Genomic DNA, 17129 nt, shown 5'->3' with positions numbered 1-17129 from the left:
CGGACGAATGAACGAACGCCGCTTCCGCATTGCCGCCGGGCTCATCGCCATCTTGTTCCTGGCGTCGTCGACCTACTTCGGGGTGAAGGTGGCCGTCGGCGCCCTCAAACCCCGCTACCAGTTGGAGGCGTTGTTCAGCGCCGCGGGGCAGGGGTTGCAGTCGGAGTCCGACGTGAAGGTCCACGGCGTCGACATCGGCCGGGTCAAAAAGGTGCGGCTGAAGGACGGCCAGGCGCTGGTGCGCCTCGACATCGACAAGGGTGAACGCATCCCGGTCGGGGCGACGGCCACCATCCGGCCCAAGACCCTCTTCGGCGAGAAGTTCGTCGACATCGACCCGGGGCCCAACGAGACGGCGGGGCCGTTCCTGAGCGACGAGGACCGCATCGAAAAAACCGTGGGCGGCTTCGAGCTGGAGAAGGTGCTGAGCCAGCTCTATCCCATCCTCAAGGCGGTGAAGCCGGAGCAGGTGGCGGTCATCCTCGACACCCTGGCCGAAGGCGGCCGGGGCCAAGGCGAGAAGATCAACCGCCAGATCGGCAACTTCGCCGAGCTGGCCGAGATCCAGGCCCGCCACGACGCCGACGTGCGGGAGTTCCTCGACGACCTCGCCGCCCTCTCCGACGAGCTGGCCTACGGGGCCGACGACCTGGTGGCGACGGCCCGCGACCTCAACGTGGCCCTGCCGCCCCTCAACCAGCGCAGCGACGAGCTCGGCGTGCTGCTCGACCAGACGGCTCGGCTCACCGCCGACCTGGCCGACATCCTCAACGCCAACGAGTCGTTCCAGGTGAAGGCGGCGACCGTCGGCGGCAAGACCATCCAGACCCTCTTCGACCGGCGCACCAAGATCCCCGCCCTTGTCACCGGCCTGCGCCAGTACATCGAGGTGCAGGCCTCGGTGGCCCACATCGAAGCCACCGACGGCACCCTGCTGGCGGGCGTGAAGTTCATCACAGGCGAGGAGTGCCCGCAGGGCCGCAACCACTGCCCGGCCGTGTCGGGCGGCGCCTCGTCGTCGGCCGCAAGCGCCCCGCCTGCCGAGCAATCGCCCGTCCCCGGCGTCGGGCCCACACTGCCGCTGCCCGCGCCCACCACCGGCGCCCAAGGCATCCTCGACCTCCTCGGCGGATTGCTGAAATGAAGGCCACCATCGTCAAGCTGGCGGCGTTCATCCTCGTGTGCCTGGGCTTCACCGCCTACCTGGGCTTCACCATCGGCAACATCCGCATCGGCGACCTCGGCCCCTTCGACAACAGCTACGAACTGTCGGCCACCTTCGACGACGTCACCGGCCTGCTCAAGGACGACAACGTCAAGGTGGCCGGCGTGCGGGTCGGCAAGGTGACCGGCATCGAGATCGACAAGGGCAAGGCCGTGGTGCGCTTCAAGGTGCGCGAGGGCCTGCGCCTGCCCACCGACACCCAGGCCGCGGTGCGGTGGCGCAACCTCCTGGGCCAGCGCTACGTCTACCTCTACCCGGGCAGTGGGGCCACACTGCTCGACGACGGTGACCGGGTGGACAAGACACGGTCGGTGGTCGACTTAGGCGAGCTGTTCAACCGGCTCGGCCCCATCGTGCAGGCCATCGACCCCACGCAGGTCAACACCTTCCTCGACGCCGTGGTGGGCGCCCTCGACGGCAACGAGGCCAAGGTGTCGCGGGCCATCGACGACCTGGCCACGGTGGCCCAGAGCCTGGCGGCGCGGGACGAGGCCATCGGCCGCATGATCGAGAACCTCGACACCGTCACCGGCGCCCTCACCAGCCGCGACCAGCAGATCAAGGTGGTGCTCGACAACCTGGTGAAGCTGGCCCAGACGTTCAGCCAGAACACCGACGTGCTCAACCGGGCCGTCACCGACCTGGGCGACTTCTCCGACAACCTGGCCTTCCTGCTGACGCGCAACCGTACGCAGATCGAGTCGATCCTCACCGGCTTGCGGGTGCTGACCGACGAGGTCGACAACAAGCTGCCGACACTCGACGCCATCCTCACCAACCTCGACGAGACGGCCAAGCGCCTGTTCAACGCCTCCCGCTACGGCGAATGGCTCAACCAGGTCATCCCGTGCGGCCAGTTCTTCTATCCGACACCCGTCCCTGCCCAGACAGGCACGTGCGATCCCCACCAGGAGTCGCACATCCCCACGCCTGCCTCGACGTCGGGCGCCAGTGCGATCAGCGAACTGCTGGCGGTGCCGCGATGAAGTCGTTCGCCGACCGCAACCCCTACGTCATCGGCATCGTCTCGGTGCTCGTCATCGCCGCCGCTACCGGCATGGCCTTCATGGTCGGCATCCTCCACCTGCTGGAGCCCACCTACTCGGTGCAGGCCGTGTTCAAGGACGCCGCGGGCGTGCGGGTGGGCGACGAGGTGCGGGTGGCCGGCGTAAAGGCAGGCCGGGTCGACAAGGTGCGCGCCAACCGCGAGGCGGGAAACGTCATCGTCGACCTGGTGGTCAACGACGGCGTGCAGCTCGGCCCCGAAACCTCCGCCGAGGTGGCGCTCGAGACCCTGCTGGGCACCAAGTTCGTGCGCCTCAGCGGCCCGGTGGTGGAGCCCTACCTGGAGTCGCTGCCCGACGAGCGCCGACGCATCCCGCTGGAGCGCACCAAGACGCCCTTCGACGTCTTCGAACTGACCAGCATCGGCACCCGCGTCGCCCAGGAGACCGATACGGCCAAGCTCAACCAGTTCATCACCCAGTTGGCCGACATCACCGAAGGCAAGCACGACCAGATCAAGGATCTGGTCGAGGGCATCGCCACCGTGTCGGAAGCAGTCACCTCCCGCGAGACGCAGTTGCGCTCGCTGCTCGATCGCACCGAAGCGTTGTCGGGCACATTGGCCGACAAGGACCAGACGCTGGTCTCGCTCATCGACCAGAGCCGGGGCATCCTCACCCTGCTCGAACAGCGCAAGCGCGACATCGCCGCAGGCCTGGAGTCGGGCTCGGGCGCCTTCGACGAGCTGTCGCTGCTCATCACACACAGCCGCGCCTCCATCGACGCCATCCTCGACACCCTGCACCCCACCCTCGACATCCTGGCCAAGCACTACGACGACATCGACCGCACCCTGGCCTGGGTGGGGCCGGGCGCCTACCACCTGTCGAAGGCCACCTCGCACGGGCCGTGGGCCGACATCTACATCCGCTCCATCGGCCCCGACCTGGTGTGCGCCTTCCGACTGACAGCGGGGCAGCCGTGCTGAGGCGGGCGCTGGCCGTGGCGGTGGTGGTGGCCGCCGGCGTGCTGCCCGGCTGCAGCAGCGGCGGAGGCGACGGCTACCAGGTGACCGCCTACTTCGACAAGGCCGTCTCGCTCTACGAGGCGTCCGACGTGAAGGTGCTGGGCCTCTCGGCCGGCACAGTCGACGAGATCGAGGTCGAGGGCACCCGGGTGCGGGTGCGCATGACGATCAACGGCGACCAGCCGCTGCCCGCCGACGTGCAGGCCACCATCGTGCCGTTCTCGCTCATCGGTGAGCGCTACGTGCAGCTGTTCCCGGCGTGGACCCCGGGCCAGCCCCGGGCCCAAGGCGGCCTGGTCATCCCGGCGGAGCGCACCACCATCCCCACCGAACCCGACGAAGCGCTGGCCGCCCTCAAGAAGCTGCTCGACAGCCTCGACCCCAACGCCACCGGCAGGCTGGTCACCAACCTGGCCGACGACCTGCGGGGCAACGGCCAGGGCATCAACGACGCCCTGCGCGGCTTGGCCGACCTCACCTCCACACTGGCGGCCAAGGACGCCGAGCTCGTCGGCATCATCGAGAACTTCGACACGTTCACGGCCGCCCTGCGCACCCGGGAACGCCAACTGGGCCAGGTCATGGACCAGTTCGCCTCGGCCACCAGCCTGCTGGCCGAAGAACGCGAGAACATCGCCAAGCTGGTCGACTCCCTGTCGCGCCTGTCGGCCGACGGCCTCGACCTGGTGAACGAACACGGCAGCCGCCTCGACCGCGACCTCACCACCCTCACCCGGGTGCTCCAGTCGGTGCGGGCCAACATCGACGCCGTCGGCGTCCTGCTCGACTCCGGCCCCACCTTGGTGGCAGGCGACGACTTCGAGGGCACCGAAGACGGGCTGATCGCCGCATGGGACCCGACGTACCACCACATCGACCTGCGCAACGCGGCCGAGCCCACGTTGGCGCAGTTCCTCGACTCCGTCGGCTTCGGTCCGGTACAGGGCGTGTGCCTGCCGCTCGACGTCGACTGCGAAGCCACGCCCGGGCCGACGAGCGCATCGGCGTCACGGGCCTCGCGCAGCCAGCCCATGGGCAACGGCGGGGGCATGCTGCGGCCCCTGGAGTCGCCGGCCGAGGCCTCGGCACAGTCGGCGGCCGCCCCGCTGCCGGAGTTGTCGATGGCTGTGCCCGCCAAGGCCACGCCCGCCGGTTCTTTCGACTCGTTCAAGCGCATGGTGCGTGGCCTGATGGAGGCGGCGTGGTGAGGCGGCGGCTCGCCCTGCTGGTCGTCGTGGCCGCCGTGGCCGGGGTGCTCGGCGGCTGCTCGGGCGGCAGCCGCACAGTGGTGGCCACCTTCGACGACGTCGGTGACCTGCAGACCCGCGGCGGGGTGCAGGTGGCCGACGTGCGGGTCGGCTCCATCCAGGACATTGACCTCACCGACGACTTCAAGGCCCGGGTGAAGCTGCGGCTGAACGACGGCGTGCGCATCCCCAAGGCGTCCACCGCGTTGATTCGCACCACCTCGCTGCTGGGGGAGAAGTTCGTCGAGCTGCGGCCCACCGGCGACCCCGCAGCGGGGCCGTACCTGGCCGACGGCGACGTCATCGTCCAGACAGCCGAAGCACCGGAGCTCGAGTTCATCGCCGAGGAGGCGGTCACCGTGCTCGGTGCCGTGAACGGCGACGACCTCGCCGCCATGATCCGCACCGGCGCCGAAGGCTTCGGCGGCAAGCAGGAGGAGCTGGGCAACCTGCTGTCGGACCTGTCGACCATCAGCCGCACCCTGGCCGACCGCTCCACGGCCATCACCGGCATCATCGACGGCCTCGACCGAGCGGCCGTCACCCTGGCCGCCGGCTCCGACGACATCGCCAAGCTGCTCGACAACCTGGCCACCGCCACCCAGGTGCTGTCCGACAACCGCCAGCGAGCCATCACCGCCCTCGACCGCATCGCCGCGTTGGCCGACAACCAGAACCGCATCCTCGATCGCTACCGCGGCGACATCGACCGCCAGATCAAGCAGGTCGAGGCCATCGTGGAGATCGCCGCCACGCAGACGGCCGAGGTGTCGAACCTGCTCGACTGGCTGCAGACCTTCACCGAGCGCATCCCGCGGGTGATCCCCGGCGAGTTCACCCAGGTCTACATGTGGGCCATCCCTGCCGAGCAGGACCCCCGGGTCGAGGACGAAGGCAGGCACCCATGAGGCGCGCCCACCCCGTTCTGGTCCGTACATCCGGCGCCGTGGCGCCGGATGTACGGACCAGAACGACGGAAGAGGACCTCCGATGAGTCGGCGCGTCTTCGTCAACCTCATGACGTTCCTCGTGGCCTCGGTGCTCATGGTCGGCTGGGCCGTCAGCAACATCGTCAGCGTCGAGCAGTTGGAGAAGCCGTACCCCCTCTCGGTGCAACTGGCCAACTCGTTCGGCGTGGGGGCCAATGCCGAGGTGACCTACCTGGGCGTGAGCTACGGCGCCGTCGACAGCGTGGAGCGGGTGCCGGGCGGCGTGGTGCTGCGCCTCAAGATCGAACGGGGCAAGGAGATCCCTGCGGGCTCCACCGCCCACGTGTTGCGCAAGTCGGTCATCGGCGAGCCCTACATCGACTTCGCTCCGCCGCCCGGCTACACCGGCGAGGGCGCCGCCTACCGCCCGGGCGAGCAGGTGCCCAAGGAGCGCACAACCATCCCGCTGGAGTTCTCCGAGCTGCTGCGTTCGGCCGATGCGCTGCTGGCCTCGGTGCCCCCCGAAGACCTCTCGACGCTGCTGCACGAAGGCTCCGTCGCCCTGCAGGGACGCACCGAGTCGCTGCGGGCCCTGGCCGACGCAGGCGACCGCCTGTCGGGCGCGCTGGCGGCGCGCACCGAGGCACTCGACCGCCTGGCCACCAACGGCACCCGGGTGACCGACGTGGTGGCCGACCACCGCAACTCGTTGGGCCAGTCGCTCCGCGACCTGCGCCAGTTGGCCGACACCCTGAAGAGCGCGAGCGGCGACACCACGGTGCTGCTCGACAAGGGTTCGCAACTCGTCACCCAGGTGGCCGACATCGTGGCCAAGCACAAGGGCAACCTCGACTGCGACCTGAAGACGCTGGAGCTGGTGACCGACATCGCCAACACCGATCGGCGCATCAAAGGCCTGGCCACGCTGCTCGACCTCGGGCCGCAGGCCTTCGGCCAGGTGTGGGACGCCACCGACGTCGAGGACGGCCAGCGCTGGATCAGGGTGGGCGCGGTCTTCCCCGAGGAGCGGCCGCTCCAGTACACACCGCCCAAGGACCTGCCCGCGGTGCCCGCCGTCGGCCCGTGCACATCGTCGCTGCGGCCGGTCTCGGTGGCGGGCGGGTCGGTGGTGCCGACGGCCCAGCCGAGCACGGGCGGCCTGGCCGCCACCGGCGGCACGCCGACGGCGGTGCTGGGCGCGGCCCTGTTGCTCACGGCCCTGGTGGCGCGGCGGGTGCGTCTACGCTCCCCGCGGTGAGCGACACGGACCCCACCGGCCGTCCGGCCGACGCCGAGCCTGTCGTCCCCGACCCCGAGCAGTCGACGCCCGACGCGGCCGACGGCTGGGCCGCGCCCGACGCTCCCGACCCCGTCCCGCCGCCCCCGCCGCCCGACCCCGTCCCGGCGCCCGCGCCGCCGCCCGTCGTCACCGCTGAACCCGAACCCGAACCCGAGGCCGCGCCGGAGGCTGCACCGGAGGCCAAGGGCAGCCGTCGCCTGCTGGCGGCCTGCGTTGCCCTGTTCGTCCTGTCCGTGGCCCTGGCCGCTCTGGCCGCCGTGCTCGCCTCCCGCCTGGAGTCCGAGCGCAGCCGGCGCAACGACGTCGAGGAGGTGGCGGGCCGCTTCGCCACCGCCTTGCTCACGTACAACCACGAGAACCTCGACGAGTCCCGGGAGCGGGTGCTGGCCCTGTCGACCGGCAAGTTCCGCGAGGAGTACGAGCAGGCCTTCAAGGGCGGGCTCGACGTGCTCATCAAGGAGACCAAGGCCACCTCGGCGGGCACCGTCACCGACATCTTCATCGGCCCGGTGGAGGACAACACGGCCAAAGCCATCGTGGTGGCCAACGCCACCACCGAGGGCACGACGGGCACTCGGCGCAGCGTCGCCTCCTACATTCAGCTCGTGCTGGTCCACGTCGGCGGCGAGTGGCGGGTCGATGGTGTGACCAACCTCAATTTCGGGCAAGGGACCACCCCGACCACGACGCCGAGGTAGCGCGATCAGCGGGTGTATGGTTCCGCCCGCACAAACCGCCTCCAGAGGGACCTATGGCTGACGACGAGCTCGACGAAGAACTTCTCGACGACGACGCAGAGGAGCCCGAGGACCTCGACGACGCCGACATCGACGAGCTTCCCGACGACGAAGACGAACTGCTCGACGACGAGCTCGATCCCGTGCTCGACGTGGTCGACGACGACGCCGTGGTCGACGACGACGACGTGGTCGAGGTACCCGTGGCTGTCGTGGTCACCGACGAAGAAGAGGAAGTCGACGACGACGAGGATGTCGACGCCGACGACGTGGAGGCCAGCCTCGACGAGATCCTGAAAGAGAAGCTCGTCGTGGCCGACGACGAGGACGAGGACGAAGAGGCACCCGAGGCCGACGAGCGGGGCGACACCGCCCTGAAGGTGCTGCCCAAGCAGCCCGACGAGTTCGTCTGCCAGTCGTGTTTCCTGGTGAAGCACCCGAGCCAGTTGGCGGACCCGGCGCGGAACTACTGCCGAGACTGCGTCTAGAGAAGGGGCACGCCGTGGCCTACCGGAGGATCGTCGTGGGCACTGACGGGAGCGACACCGCCACGTTGGCGGTGCGCCACGCCGCCGAGTTGGCCGCGGCCAGCGGCGCCACCCTCACAGTGGTCACCGGCTTCACCCCCGACCCGGCCACCGAACGGGCCCGGGCCGAGGCCCCCGAAGAGGTGCGCTGGCGCATCAGCGACTCGGTCGCCGCCGACGAAAAGGCAGGCAAGGCCATGCGCCTGGCCACCGACATCGGCGTCGCCACAGTCGAGTCGCGCACCGCCTCGGGCGACCCGGCCGACATCCTCATCGACACCGCCACCGACGTGGGCGCCGATGTCATCGTCGTCGGCTCCAAGGGCATGGCCTCGCCTACCCGGTTCATCCTCGGCAGCGTGCCGAACAAGGTGTCGCACCATGCCCCGTGCGACGTCTTGATCGTGCACACCGCCGACTAGGAGGATGCGGCTATGACCGACGAGAAGGGACCGCTCGACCAGGCGCTTGACCTCTTCGTGTACGCCCCCTTCGGCTTCGCCCTCGCCGCGCGTGACGAACTGCCAAAGCTGGTGGAGAAGGGGCGCGCCACGCTCGACCCCCAGCTGACCATGGCCCGCATGATCGGCCAGTTCGCCCTGACGCAAGGCCAGAAGGAAGCCGAGAAGGCGGTCAAGCAGGCCGTCGACATGCTGGGCGACGTACTGGGCCGGCCCACCCCGCCGCCCCTGCCTGCCGACGAGCCCGCTGCGGGGCCGGCGCCCGCTCCTGCGCCTGCTCCTCGTGCACCGAAGGCGGCGAAGGCGGCGACCAACGGCTCGGGGCCCTCGGCCGAGCACCTGGCCATTCCCGGCTACGACGCCTTGGCTGCATCGCAAGTGGTGCAGCGGCTGGCGGGCTTGTCGGTCGAGGAGCTGGAAGCGGTGCGGGCCTACGAAGAAGCCACCCGCCACCGCAAGACGATCCTCACCCGGGTGGCGCAGCTCCAGGCCGAAGCTGCCGAGCGCTAGTTGGAAGCCGCCCGTCGGGCCGGCCCAGCCGATCTCGACCGGCTGGCAGAACTGGGTCGCCTGGCCCGCCAGGAGCTGGCCGCCATGGACCGCGGCGGGCCGCTGTTCGTGGGACGCGAGGCCACGCCCGCACCGGTGCTCGACCTCGACCATCCCGAGCGGGTGGTGGTCGTCGGCACCATCGACGAGATAGCCGTGGGCTACGCGGTGGGGCGGGTCGAGTCGTTGCGCGACGGGGGGCGGCTCGGCGTGGTCGAAGAGCTCTACGTGGAGCCCGACGCCCGGGGCGTGGCAGTGGGGGAGGAGATGATGGACGACCTTCTGGGGTGGTTCGGCGAGCAGGGCTGCCAAGGCGTCGATGCCATGGCGTTGCCCGGGGCGCGGCAGACTAAGAACTTCTTCGAGCGGTCGGGGTTCAGCGCTCGCCTGCTCGTCATGCATCACAAGCTGGGCGGGGGCGACGATGCCGTCGAGGCCTGAGGTCTGCGTGGGCGCGGTGGCCGTCGACAACGATTGCCTGCTGCTCGTCCGGCGCGGGCGAGGGCCGGCGGCGGGCGAGTGGTCGGTCCCCGGCGGCCGAGTGGAGGGCGGCGAGACGCTGGTCGAAGCTGTGGTGCGCGAGCTGCTGGAGGAGACGAGCGTCGAGGGGGTGTGTGGCGAGCTGGTGGGCTGGGTCGAACGCATCGGTGACGATTACCACCACGTGATCCTCGACTTCCGAGTCGACGTGCTGGCCGACCAGGACCCGGTGGCGGGCGACGACGCTGCCGAGGCGGCATGGGTGCCGCTGCCTGAGGTGGCCGAGCTCCGACTGGTCGACGGCTTGGCCGAGTTCCTCCACGAACACGGCATCCTCGATGTCATCACCTGACCCGAGTACATAGCTCACCTGACAGGTGAGCTATGTACTCGGGGCGCGAGGTCAGCGGCCCTTCCACTCCGGGGGGCGCTTCTCGATGAAGGCCCGGGGGCCTTCGGCGAAGTCCTCGGTGGTCATCATGGAGGCGAAGCCTTCGTTCGACAGGCGCCACAGGGTCTCGTCGTCGGCCCCGGCGTCGGCCGCCAGCACCACCCGGCGGCTGGCCTGCACGGCGAGCGGCGCGTTGGCGGCGATGCGCTTGGCCAGTGCCATGGCCACATCGACCACGGCGCCGTCGTCGGCCAGCGCGTTGACCAGTCCGAGCCGCTCGGCTCGCTCGGCAGGGATGGGGTCGCCGGTGAGGATGGCCTCCATGGCCACCTTGGTGCCGATGACGCGGGGGAGGCGGAACAGCCCGCCGGCGGCGGCCACCAGCGCCCGCTTCACCTCGGGCAGCCCGAAGGCAGCAGAGCGAGCGGCCACGATCAGGTCGCACGACAGGGCGATCTCGCACCCGCCGGCGAAGGCGGGCCCGTTCACGGCGGCGACGATGGGCTTGGCCCGCTCCCGCCGCACGATGCCGGCGAAGCCCCCCCGAGCCGTGCTCAGGGCGCCCGCGTCGCCACCGGCGATGGCCTTGAGGTCGGCACCGGCAGAGAACACCGGGCCTTCGCCGGTGAGCACGCCGACCCAGACGTCGGGGTTGGCCTCGAGCCGGTCGATAGCGGCCTCGATGCCCTGGGCGACATCGCCGTTCACCGCGTTGCGGGCTTCCGGGCGGCGGATGGTGATGAGCGCGACTCGCCCTCGTTCTTCGTAATCGACCATGAACGAGGAAGCTACCTGGTGGAGGTACGCTTTTCGAGGTGACGGAAACCGGTCACTTCCAGTGCCCGTTCTGCAACTCCTACGACGTCAGTCGTCTTTACGTGGCGTCGGTCAACATCGACGCCTGTGAGTGCGCCGGATGCGGTGCCCGTTGGGACGAAGACTGCGGCACGGGCGAGTACCGCGGCCGTGCCGATCGCTCGTCGGTGCTCATGCCCCGCCAGCGGGGTTGAGGCTCAGCGCGCGGGCTGCAGCTGCTGGATCTCGACTTGGGCGCGGCGGGCGAACTCGAGGATGACGGGGCGCATCTCCGCCAGGATCCTGTCGAGCTCGTCCCCACGGGGATGCCATTGCTTCAGGCGCTCGTCCATCGGAAACTCCTCTCTGCCTGTGCTATCGGCAGACAAAGCCCTGAACCGCACCAAAATGTTGGGGAACTTCAGCCCTCGGCCGGCGCGGGCGGTGCGGCCGCCGCGGGTGGGGCCGACGGGGGAGGGGGCGGGACCGGCCGCTTGCCCGGCGGACGCCGGGTCGGCGGGGGCGGCGGCATGTCGAGCCCGAGCATGGGCGCCAGCGCGGGCACGAGCCCCGAGGCCTGCTTGGCCGCCTGCAGCAACTGCTCGCCCGGCTCGGCGGGCAGCCCGGCGGGCTTGACCTGACGGCGCACGGGGGAGGAGGCCACGGCGTCGAGCACGGTGGCCCACCGGTCGGGGGCGACCTCGGGGTTGAGGGCCTCGCCTGCCGCGGTAGCCAGGCGGGTGGCGATTTCGGCGGGGAAGCGGGTGCCGGGATCGGGCGGCCGCGACGAGACCCGCAGGGCTCGCACCAGCCGGCCGTCGTCGAGGCACGTGGTGATCTCCGCGACCCACTCCTCGCGCTGCTTGGCCACTCGGCCTTCGAGCGCCTCGCGCAGTGTGCCCGCCAACAGGCGGGTCTCGTCGTCGCGGGCACCGGCGTCGGCACCCGACACCACCGAGCGCAGGTCGCGCAAGGCGATCTCGTCGACTTCCTTGGCCGCCGCCTCGGCCCGGTCGCGCCACTCGGCCACCTTGAGCCGGGGGAGCAGTTCTTCGGCCATGGCCAGGAACGGCTCGGAGCGCACCTCGGGCTCGCCTGTCTCCCGTAGCTTGGCGTTCTGGGCCTCGACCGCTTGGCGAACAGCGGGGATGCCGCCGCGCAGCACGGCTTCGGCCACCGGCCGCTGCTCGGGGGAGAGCGCTTCGAGCACGGCAGCGCGGTGGACGTTCAGCGGGGTGAGCCGCTTGGGCTTGGGCGCTGCGGGCTTTTCTTCACGGGGCGGACGGGGCTCGCGGGGCGGACGGGCGGGACGCTCGCGTCCTTCCGAGGCCGGACGCGGGGGACGGGTGCCGCGGCGATCGCCGCCGCCTTCGCGGGGAGGACGCGGGCCGCGGTCACGGTCGCCGTCACGATCGCGGCGGGGGCCGCCCCGGCCCTTGGGCACCAACGACGAGGTGACGCCGCCTTGCTCGGCGCGCGGCGGGCCGATGATCTCCAGCCGCTGCGGCTCCTTGCGTTCCTTGCCCTTGGGGGGCAGGACGGCGGTGACGGTGATGCCTTCGATCTCGAACTCGGCATCGGCGCGTACGACATCGCCGACGGCCGCGCCTTCGTAGAGGAGCTTGCCTTCCAGCACGCCCTTCGGCTGCTTGGCCCCGGCGGCACGCCAGGTCCACGTGCCGTCAGGGCGCGCGCTGGTGAGCTCGATGTCGATCCTGCGGGCCATAGGCCCATCAACCTACAACGCGACAGGATGGGCCTGTGCCGACCGACATCCCTGTTCTGTTCGTCCACGGGTTCACGTCGTCGTTCGATCGGGGGTGGCGACAGGCGGGGTGGCCCGACCTGGTGGCCGACAGCGGACGGCCTGTTCTCGGTGTCGACCTGCTGGGCCACGGTGACGCGCCCAAGCCCCACGACCCCGCCGCCTATGCCGAGATCGGTGCGGGCGTACTGGCCGCCATGGAGGACCACGAGGTGGTCGACGGCGTCGGCTTCTCGGCCGGCGCGGGTGTGCTGCTCGACTTGGCCGTCGACTACCCGACGCGTTTCCGGCGCCTGGCCCTGTTGGGCATGGGGGCGGGCTACTTCCGTACCGACGTGCCCGAGCCGCTGGCCTTGGCGCTCGAGGGCAAGACCGAGGTGGTCGACCACCCGATGGCCCAGGCGTTCGTGCGTTTCGCAAACTCGCCGGGGCAGGACCCGCTGGCGCTGGCTGCGTTCCTGCGCCGACCGCTGCCCGACCGTTCGCCTGAACGACTGGCAGCGGTGAAATGCCCGGTGCTGATCGTGCTGGGGGACCGCGACGGCAACGGCCCGGCCGAGCCGTTGGCCGACGCGCTGCCCAACGCCGAGGTCACCGTCAAGGTGCTGCGGGGCGTCGACCACCTGGGGACCCCCGGCGACTTCGGGTGCGTCGACGCCACGCTGTCATTCCTCGAGGACGGTGCGTAGGGCGTCTCGGGAGGCGTGGCGGCGCACCACGGTGGAGCCCGCTTGGCCCAGCACCTTGAGGTAGCCCGCCGTCGTCTCCAGCGACTGGTGGCCCATGACCTCTTGGAGGTCGCGCAGGGGAGCGCCGCTGCGCACGGCCTCGGTGGCGAAGGTGTGGCGGAAGGCGTGCACGACCGCCCCGGGCGGCGGCTGGTAGCCCGCCCGGCGGTACCACGTGTCGACCAGGCGGCGCAGGGCGGCAGGGGTGAAGCGGCTGCCGTCGGCCCGCACGAACAGCGGCTCGTCGGCCTTGGGCGCGCCGAGGCGCTCGGCGCGCTCGGCCAGGTAGCGGCGGAGGAGGGCAGCGGCTTCGTCGTTGAGCTCGATCACCCGTTCCTTGTTGCCTTTGCCCAGCACCCGCAGCAGCGGGGTGGGGCCGTCGAAGTCGACCAGGCTGGCCACGTTGGCGCCCATGACCTCGGCCAGGCGCACGCCGGTGGCGGTGAGCACGGCGGCCAGGGCCAGGTCGCGGCCCGGCCAGGGGTGGCGGGCCCGGGGGTCGGGCTGGGCCATGGTCGACAGCATGCGCTGGACGACGCTCATCTCCAGCGGCTTGGGCAGGCGTCTGCGGGCCCGGTCGACCTCCAACTGGTCGAGCGGATTGGTGGGCAGGTACTCGTTGCGCACCAGGAAGCGGCAGAACTGGTTGAGGGCGATGCGGGCCCGGGCTCGGCTGGCAGGCGACCGGCCTGCGGCGTGGAGGGCGAGCACGTCCTCGACGGCCCGTGGGGTCACGTCGGCCGGGCGCAGCTGGGCCAGGGCGGCCCGGGCCTTGACGAAGCTCTCAGGACGCACGCCTGCCTTGCGCAGCCCTTGCACCCAGTCGTCGGGCTCGGGCACGACAGGCGGCGGGATGCCCAGCGCCTGGAGGAAACAGCCGCCCAGGATGGCCAGGTCGCTGATGTAGGCCGCCCGGGTGTGGGGGGACATGTCCCTGGTGGTGAGGCGGGAGACCCACCGGGTGAACGGCTCGTCCAGGCCTATGGCGCCCATAAGCAGAATTATCGCCGCTTCAGCCAGGGCCGTGGTGGACCCTCTCCCGAACCTGCGTACGAAACGTTGCGGAAAGCGCAACGTTTCGGGGGCAAGTTCGTCGGGTCAGCTTAGGACGGTACCGGCCTCAACCCCGGCTGTCCCGCACCGGCGGCCAATTCCGGCGGCAGTGCCTATCCGTCTCCTACGCTGTCGGGCGTCCGGGCGCAGGGCCGGGACGCTCACAGGGGGGAATCGCCTTGCTGCTCGCCTCGTCGTACTTGCTGTTCGCTGCCGAAGACGCTTCCGGTGGCATCGCCGTACTGTTCGGACTCGCCATCCTGGCGTCGGCCTACTTCGCGCCGTCGATCGTCGCTGTGGCCCGGGGGCACCACAACATCGGCTCGATCGTCGTGATCAACCTGTTCCTCGGCTGGACGTTCATCGGCTGGGTCGTCTCCTTGTCGATGGCGCTGAGCGCGGTGCGCCGCACCACTTAGCGCCCGTAGCGGACGGGAGCCCGGTAGCCCGCACCGACGAACGGCCTGCCGGTGCGGGTGGCGTGGCGCCACTGCAACGAGATGCGTGTACCGACGGCGCGGCCCGGCAGGTACGGCACCGAGTGCTCCCAGTCGGCCTGGCAACGGCCGCCCATGACGATGAGGTCGCCGGGCCCCGGTGCCAGGTCGTGGGTGGCTCCCCTGCCCGGCTCGGTGCTGTGCCGGTTGGCCCGCGGTCGCAGCAACCACGGCCGCTGCGCGCCCAGGGTCAGGATGCAGATCAGCGTGTCGTCGAGCCAACGCATGTCGGTGTCGCGGTGGAAGGCCTGGCCGTCGTTGCCATCGCGGTATTGGTTGAGGCCGAAGCTGTCGAAGCGCACCTTGTAGCGCCGCTGCAACGCCTTGTGGACGTCGGCCAACGCCGGATGCGGCAACGGGCGGCCCATTCGCCACATGCTTCCGAGCCTGCGCTCCTCCACCCAGTGGTCGTAGCGGAACAGCTTGCTCGCCTGCCAGGGCACGTTCTCCAGCAAGGCGGCGAACAGCACGTCGGGTTCCGCCGCCCAACCGCGGGCCACGTCGACCCAGGAGGTCTCGTCGAGCTGGATGCGCTCCGAACCGTCCACGGCCGTAGACTGGCACAGTCGTCAACTGCCTGTGGGGGCTGTCATGAAACTGCCTGTGCCGCCGACATTCGAGTCGCCCGAGGACGAGCGCCTGCACCGCAAGCGCATGCTGGCAGCCGCCTTCCGCCTGTTCTCCCGCTTCGGCTTCGACGAGGGCGTGGCGGGCCACATCACCGCCCGCGACCCGGTGCTCGACGGCCACTTCTGGGTCAACGCCTTCGGCCAGCACTTCGGCTCGATCCGGGTGTCCGACCTCCTGCTCGTCAACCACTCGGGCGAGCTCGTCGAAGGCGAGGGGCTGGTGAACCAGGCGGCCTTCGCCATCCACTCGCAGGTCCATGCCGCCCGCCCCGACGTGGTGGCGGCCGCCCACACCCACTCGACGTACGGCCGGGCGTGGTCGTCGCTGGGGCGGCTGCTCGACCCGCTCAGCCAAGACGCCTGCGCCTTCTATCAAGACCATGCCCTGTTCGACGACTACACCGGCGTGGTGCTCGACGTCGAGGAGGGCAAGCGCATCGCCCACGCATTGGGCGATTGCAAGGCAGCCATCCTGCGCAACCACGGGCTGCTGACCGTGGGGCAGTCGGTGGAAGAGGCGGCGTGGTGGTTCATCACCATGGAACGTTCGTGCCAGGTCCAACTGCTGGCCGAGGCGGCGGGCACGCCCGTGCTCATCGACCCCGATATGGCCCAGCTCACCGCAGGCCAAGTCGGCGCTCCCCTGGTGGGTTGGTTCTCGTTCCAGCCCCTGCTCCAACGCATCCAGCGCGAGAACCCCGACCTCCTCGACGACTGAGGGTCCACCGCCAGCAGGGGGCCCCGAATGATCCGTCGTACCGCCGTTGCCGTCGCCGTGATTGGGCTCGCCGCCATGGCCGCACCGCCGGCCGATGCACACACAGATGTGTGCGCGTTCACAGGGACCATATGGACCTTCGGGCCCACGCTTCCGGCGATCTCCGTGGTGGGCGGCCCGACCGCCGACTGGTTTCTGCTCCCCTCGCTCGGCGACTGCGCCACAGGCGTGCCGCCCATCGCCGGGGGGCAGATCACAGGGTCGGTGTTCGGCGCCACAACGGGCACAGAGACGGCCAGCGGCGGCCACGTGTTCTCTTTCACCGGCGTGGGAGGCAACCTCGTCCTGCCGGGCCAGGTGACAGGGACCATGACAATGGTGCCCAACCCGCTGACAACCACCGGCGACGCGTTCCACGTCACCGCGGCGATCACCCTGGTGCACTGAGCCAACTTCGCGCCGTGGGAGCATCGGCCGCCCTTGATCGACACGAACGGGACGTTCGGACGTACTTCCCTGTAGAGGCACCCGGGGGGTGCCCGAAAGGGAGTGCCGTCATGAGAACGCTCAAGCGCCTGCTCGTCGCCGCCGTGGCCGTCTCCGCCGTGGTGGTGTCACCCTCGCCCGCCGAGGCGCACAACGAGGTGTGCGCCGGACAGATCGTGTTGTTCACGGGCGCGAACATGCCGATCGTGGCCGAGCCCACAGGTGTCGTTCCCGAGGTCACCACCTCGTTCACCATGAGCATGGCCACAGGCGCCTGCAGTCAGTGGGGCTACTTGGCCGGGAGCGGCATGATCACAGGCTCGTGCGCGAAGACAACGGCGTTCGGCACAGCCAACGGCCATTACTTCTCGATGACCGCGGTGGGCACAGTGGGCGTGAGCACGGGCCAATTCGCCGGCGCCTTCACCTTCACAAACGACGAGACGTCGTACTACTCCTGCCTCAGCGGCCGCGGCCGTAAGTTCGTCCTCAGCGGGACGTGGCTGCTCACACACTGACGACGGTCCACCACCTCAGCAGCCCGGTTTGCCAGCCTGAAGCACATGCCGCTCACACTGCG

Annotated in this window: 23 protein-coding genes; 18 read left to right on the top strand and 5 right to left on the bottom strand. The window is 70.3% G+C overall.

Features of this window, described 5'->3' with window-relative positions:
- The first annotated feature begins 7 nt into the window (after positions 1-7).
- The 12 genes from VM938_12025 to VM938_11970 all read left to right on the top strand — a co-directional run bounded on the left by VM938_12025 (position 8) and on the right by VM938_11970 (position 9839).
- A complete protein-coding gene (locus VM938_12025) occupies positions 8-1144 on the top strand; it encodes an MlaD family protein (protein ID HVF75769.1) in 1137 nt (378 codons plus the stop codon).
- Entirely contained in the window at positions 1141-2211 is a 1071-nt protein-coding gene (locus VM938_12020) for an MlaD family protein (protein ID HVF75768.1), read from the top strand. The genes VM938_12025 and VM938_12020 overlap by 4 nt, the downstream gene beginning before the upstream one ends.
- Positions 2208-3218 carry an MlaD family protein gene (locus tag VM938_12015; GenBank protein ID HVF75767.1) on the top strand — a complete coding sequence of 337 codons (1011 nt, stop codon included), beginning with the start codon at positions 2208-2210 and terminating at the stop codon, positions 3216-3218. The genes VM938_12020 and VM938_12015 overlap by 4 nt, the downstream gene beginning before the upstream one ends.
- Positions 3212-4465 carry an MCE family protein gene (locus tag VM938_12010; protein HVF75766.1) on the top strand — a complete coding sequence of 418 codons (1254 nt, stop codon included), beginning with the start codon at positions 3212-3214 and terminating at the stop codon, positions 4463-4465. Before VM938_12015 ends, VM938_12010 begins: the two co-directional genes overlap by 7 nt.
- On the top strand, positions 4462-5412 hold the full coding sequence (locus VM938_12005) for an MCE family protein (protein HVF75765.1): 951 nt from the start codon (positions 4462-4464) through the stop codon (positions 5410-5412). The genes VM938_12010 and VM938_12005 overlap by 4 nt, the downstream gene beginning before the upstream one ends.
- Positions 5413-5494: 82 nt before the next feature.
- Positions 5495-6691 carry an MCE family protein gene (locus VM938_12000; GenBank protein ID HVF75764.1) on the top strand — a complete coding sequence of 399 codons (1197 nt, stop codon included), beginning with the start codon at positions 5495-5497 and terminating at the stop codon, positions 6689-6691.
- A complete protein-coding gene (locus VM938_11995) occupies positions 6688-7431 on the top strand; it encodes a hypothetical protein (protein ID HVF75763.1) in 744 nt (247 codons plus the stop codon). The genes VM938_12000 and VM938_11995 overlap by 4 nt, the downstream gene beginning before the upstream one ends.
- Before the next feature lie 53 nt (positions 7432-7484).
- The gene (locus VM938_11990; GenBank protein HVF75762.1) at positions 7485-7958 is read left to right on the top strand and encodes a DUF4193 family protein; all 474 of its coding nucleotides are present in this window, start codon (positions 7485-7487) and stop codon (positions 7956-7958) included.
- Positions 7889-8419, top strand: a complete 531-nt coding sequence (locus VM938_11985) for a universal stress protein (GenBank protein HVF75761.1) — start codon at positions 7889-7891, stop codon at positions 8417-8419. The genes VM938_11990 and VM938_11985 overlap by 70 nt, the downstream gene beginning before the upstream one ends.
- Positions 8420-8431: 12 nt before the next feature.
- Complete coding sequence (locus VM938_11980) at positions 8432-8968, top strand: hypothetical protein (GenBank protein ID HVF75760.1); 537 nt, start codon at positions 8432-8434, stop codon at positions 8966-8968.
- Entirely contained in the window at positions 8969-9448 is a 480-nt protein-coding gene (locus VM938_11975) for a GNAT family N-acetyltransferase (GenBank protein ID HVF75759.1), read from the top strand.
- Positions 9432-9839, top strand: a complete 408-nt coding sequence (locus VM938_11970; GenBank protein ID HVF75758.1) for an NUDIX domain-containing protein — start codon at positions 9432-9434, stop codon at positions 9837-9839. The genes VM938_11975 and VM938_11970 overlap by 17 nt, the downstream gene beginning before the upstream one ends.
- A gap of 51 nt (positions 9840-9890) precedes the next feature.
- Here VM938_11970 and VM938_11965 read toward each other — a convergent pair whose 3' ends face one another.
- Positions 9891-10655 carry a crotonase/enoyl-CoA hydratase family protein gene (locus VM938_11965; protein ID HVF75757.1) on the bottom strand — a complete coding sequence of 255 codons (765 nt, stop codon included), beginning with the start codon at positions 10653-10655 and terminating at the stop codon, positions 9891-9893.
- Positions 10656-10693: 38 nt separating this feature from the next.
- Here VM938_11965 and VM938_11960 point away from each other — a divergent pair, with 38 nt between their 5' ends.
- A complete protein-coding gene (locus tag VM938_11960; protein HVF75756.1) occupies positions 10694-10888 on the top strand; it encodes a hypothetical protein in 195 nt (64 codons plus the stop codon).
- A gap of 3 nt (positions 10889-10891) precedes the next feature.
- Here VM938_11960 and VM938_11955 read toward each other — a convergent pair whose 3' ends face one another.
- A complete protein-coding gene (locus tag VM938_11955) occupies positions 10892-11026 on the bottom strand; it encodes a hypothetical protein (protein HVF75755.1) in 135 nt (44 codons plus the stop codon).
- Between the two features lie 68 nt (positions 11027-11094).
- Positions 11095-12399 (bottom strand): hypothetical protein, encoded by a 1305-nt coding sequence (locus VM938_11950; GenBank protein ID HVF75754.1) that lies wholly within the window; start codon positions 12397-12399, stop codon positions 11095-11097.
- A gap of 35 nt (positions 12400-12434) precedes the next feature.
- Between VM938_11950 and VM938_11945 the strand changes: the two genes are divergently transcribed.
- The gene (locus VM938_11945) at positions 12435-13127 is read left to right on the top strand and encodes an alpha/beta fold hydrolase (protein ID HVF75753.1); all 693 of its coding nucleotides are present in this window, start codon (positions 12435-12437) and stop codon (positions 13125-13127) included.
- Here VM938_11945 and VM938_11940 read toward each other — a convergent pair.
- On the bottom strand, positions 13104-14159 hold the full coding sequence (locus tag VM938_11940; protein ID HVF75752.1) for a tyrosine-type recombinase/integrase: 1056 nt from the start codon (positions 14157-14159) through the stop codon (positions 13104-13106). The genes VM938_11945 and VM938_11940 overlap by 24 nt on opposite strands.
- 239 nt (positions 14160-14398) lie before the next feature.
- Here VM938_11940 and VM938_11935 point away from each other — a divergent pair, with 239 nt between their 5' ends.
- Positions 14399-14638 carry a superinfection immunity protein gene (locus VM938_11935; protein ID HVF75751.1) on the top strand — a complete coding sequence of 80 codons (240 nt, stop codon included), beginning with the start codon at positions 14399-14401 and terminating at the stop codon, positions 14636-14638.
- Here VM938_11935 and VM938_11930 read toward each other — a convergent pair.
- Positions 14635-15264, bottom strand: a complete 630-nt coding sequence (locus VM938_11930) for an alpha-ketoglutarate-dependent dioxygenase AlkB (protein ID HVF75750.1) — start codon at positions 15262-15264, stop codon at positions 14635-14637. The genes VM938_11935 and VM938_11930 overlap by 4 nt on opposite strands.
- A gap of 43 nt (positions 15265-15307) precedes the next feature.
- On the opposite strand from VM938_11930, the gene VM938_11925 reads away from it, so the two are divergent.
- The 3 genes from VM938_11925 (at position 15308) to VM938_11915 (ending at position 17067) form a co-directional block, all read left to right on the top strand.
- Positions 15308-16063, top strand: a complete 756-nt coding sequence (locus VM938_11925; GenBank protein HVF75749.1) for a class II aldolase/adducin family protein — start codon at positions 15308-15310, stop codon at positions 16061-16063.
- 27 nt (positions 16064-16090) lie between these two features.
- A complete protein-coding gene (locus VM938_11920) occupies positions 16091-16510 on the top strand; it encodes a hypothetical protein (GenBank protein ID HVF75748.1) in 420 nt (139 codons plus the stop codon).
- Positions 16511-16620: 110 nt separating this feature from the next.
- Positions 16621-17067: a hypothetical protein gene (locus tag VM938_11915; protein ID HVF75747.1), complete on the top strand. Its 447-nt coding sequence runs from the start codon at positions 16621-16623 to the stop codon at positions 17065-17067.
- Positions 17068-17129: the final 62 nt, after the last annotated feature.

This window comes from Acidimicrobiales bacterium (genome assembly GCA_035536915.1).
Taxonomy (GTDB): domain Bacteria; phylum Actinomycetota; class Acidimicrobiia; order Acidimicrobiales; family JAHWLA01; genus JAHWLA01.
The sequence above is the reverse complement of the archived record's forward strand: the minus strand, read 5'-3'. Positions and strand labels throughout refer to the sequence as shown.

What these genes read in the sequence shown, in the direction of transcription:
- VM938_11955 (HVF75755.1), bottom strand. Translation starts at nt 11,026, where the DNA reads ATGGACGAGCGCCTGAAGCAATGGCATCCCCGTGGGGACGAGCTCGAC.
- VM938_12020 (HVF75768.1), top strand. Translation starts at nt 1,141, where the DNA reads ATGAAGGCCACCATCGTCAAGCTGGCGGCGTTCATCCTCGTGTGCCTG.
- VM938_12000 (HVF75764.1), top strand. Translation starts at nt 5,495, where the DNA reads ATGAGTCGGCGCGTCTTCGTCAACCTCATGACGTTCCTCGTGGCCTCG.
- VM938_11925 (HVF75749.1), top strand. Translation starts at nt 15,308, where the DNA reads ATGAAACTGCCTGTGCCGCCGACATTCGAGTCGCCCGAGGACGAGCGC.
- VM938_11980 (HVF75760.1), top strand. Translation starts at nt 8,432, where the DNA reads ATGACCGACGAGAAGGGACCGCTCGACCAGGCGCTTGACCTCTTCGTG.
- VM938_11940 (HVF75752.1), bottom strand. Translation starts at nt 14,159, where the DNA reads ATGGGCGCCATAGGCCTGGACGAGCCGTTCACCCGGTGGGTCTCCCGC.
- VM938_11990 (HVF75762.1), top strand. Translation starts at nt 7,485, where the DNA reads ATGGCTGACGACGAGCTCGACGAAGAACTTCTCGACGACGACGCAGAG.
- VM938_11920 (HVF75748.1), top strand. Translation starts at nt 16,091, where the DNA reads ATGATCCGTCGTACCGCCGTTGCCGTCGCCGTGATTGGGCTCGCCGCC.
- VM938_11970 (HVF75758.1), top strand. Translation starts at nt 9,432, where the DNA reads ATGCCGTCGAGGCCTGAGGTCTGCGTGGGCGCGGTGGCCGTCGACAAC.
- VM938_12025 (HVF75769.1), top strand. Translation starts at nt 8, where the DNA reads ATGAACGAACGCCGCTTCCGCATTGCCGCCGGGCTCATCGCCATCTTG.
- VM938_12015 (HVF75767.1), top strand. Translation starts at nt 2,208, where the DNA reads ATGAAGTCGTTCGCCGACCGCAACCCCTACGTCATCGGCATCGTCTCG.
- VM938_11950 (HVF75754.1), bottom strand. Translation starts at nt 12,399, where the DNA reads ATGGCCCGCAGGATCGACATCGAGCTCACCAGCGCGCGCCCTGACGGC.
- VM938_11965 (HVF75757.1), bottom strand. Translation starts at nt 10,655, where the DNA reads ATGGTCGATTACGAAGAACGAGGGCGAGTCGCGCTCATCACCATCCGC.
- VM938_11915 (HVF75747.1), top strand. Translation starts at nt 16,621, where the DNA reads ATGAGAACGCTCAAGCGCCTGCTCGTCGCCGCCGTGGCCGTCTCCGCC.